This window comes from Plantactinospora sp. B24E8, from assembly GCF_039871735.1.
Lineage (GTDB): Bacteria > Actinomycetota > Actinomycetes > Mycobacteriales > Micromonosporaceae > Plantactinospora.
In genome coordinates, this window is sequence record NZ_JBDPMH010000074.1 from 1 (window position 1) to 1,701 (window position 1,701).

Sequence of the window (1,701 nt, forward strand, 5' to 3'; positions counted from 1 at the left end):
GCTGAGCCTCGATCCACCGATGAAGATCGGCCCGGCAGGACCCCGGAGATAGAAAGTGCCCTCTGAACTGGAAGGATAGGAGTGCTTCAGGCTTCTATCGCTCGGTTCGAGAGGGCACCTCGCAGGTGAGATTACGCTATGACGCGCCGGTGACGGCCGTGACGTTCGATGATGCGAATCTGGTGTCGTGTGCCGGTCTGGTCCCGGTGATGCGCCTGGCCGAGCAGGCCGGTCTGCATGACGCGGTCGCCGACCGGGTGAGCCTGCCGACGGACAAGGGCGCGAACCCGGCCGGCAAGGTCGCCGCGATCGTGGCCGGGATGATCGCCGGTGCGGACAGCATCGATGACCTCGACGTGGCTCGGCACGGCGGGATGCGGTCACTGTTCAGTAGCGTGTACGCACCCTCGACGCTCGGCTCGTTCCTGCGCACCTTCACCCACGGGCACGTGCGGCAGTTGCAGGCCGCCGCCCGTGACACCCTGATCGGCCTGGCCGGCCGGGTACCGATCCTGGCCGGCGCGGACGTGTTGACGTTTGTGGACATCGACTCGATGCTGCGGCGGGTCTACGGCAAGCAGAAGCAGGGCATCGGGTTCGGTCACGCCAAGGTCGGTGGCTACAACGTCTGGCTACGCGGCTACAACCCCCTCGTGGCGACGTTGTCCACCCCGCTGTCGGCGCCGGTCGTCGCCGCCACGAGGCTGCGCTCGGGTAACACCGGTTCCAGCAAGGGCGCTGCCAGCATGATCGCCGAGACGATCGGCACCGCCCGCGCCTGCGGCGCGACCGGCGAGATCGTCGTGCGGGCCGACTCGGCGTTCTACGCCAAGACGGTCATCAGCACCTGCCGACGCCACCAGGTGCGGTTCTCGGTCACCACCCGCATCGACACCAAGATCCGCGCCGCCTGCGACGGCATCGCCGAGGACCAGTGGATCGACATCCGATATCCGCGGGCCGTCTGGGACGAGGACGCCGGGCGGTGGATCTCCGACGCGCAGATCGCCGAGACCACCTACACCGCGTTCGCCGGCACCCGGCACGCGGTGACCGCAAGGCTGATCGTGCGCCGGATCCGCCGCGACGACCCGGCTCAGGCCCCCGGCCAGGAAGAACTCCTGCCCGCCTACCGGTACCACACGGTCTTCACCGACAGCCCCTACACCCTCGTACAGGCCGAAGCCCAGCACCGGCAGCACGCGGTCATCGAGCAAATCAACGCCGACCTGATCGCCGGCCCCCTCGCCCACCTGCCCTCCGGCCGGTTCAACGCCAACGCCGCCTGGCTGACCTGCGCCGGACTCGCCCACAACCTCACCCGGGCCGCCGGGCACCTCGCCACCGGCACCTGGACGACCGCCCGAACCACCACGATCCGGACCCGGATCGTCAACGTCGCCGCCCGCCTCGCGCACCGGGCCCGCACCATCCACCTGCACCTACCCGAGTATTGGCCCTGGCAGGCCGCGTTCGAGAATCTGTTCACCGCCGTCCATACCGCACCCGGCTGACCACCACATACCGACCGGAACCAGGCGGCCCCGACCACAGGCCACGAACCCCGCCCCACCCCCGCACAACCCTGCCCCGAGCAAGCCGACCACGTAATCGGCGAATCCACCCTGCCCCGAAACCACATCGGATCAAATCTATTCAACTGCGATCAACACGAACCGCATCGGTGGATCGAGGCTGAGG

Annotated in this window: 1 protein-coding gene; it reads left to right on the top strand. The window is 68.5% G+C overall.

Translation table 11 applies throughout. The annotated features are described in order from the left end of the window. Window positions 1–125: 125 nt before the first annotated feature. The gene (locus ABGB21_RS36800) at window positions 126–1,514 is read left to right on the top strand and encodes an IS1380 family transposase (protein WP_347658663.1); all 1,389 of its coding nucleotides are present in this window, start codon (window positions 126–128) and stop codon (window positions 1,512–1,514) included. Window positions 1,515–1,701: the final 187 nt, after the last annotated feature.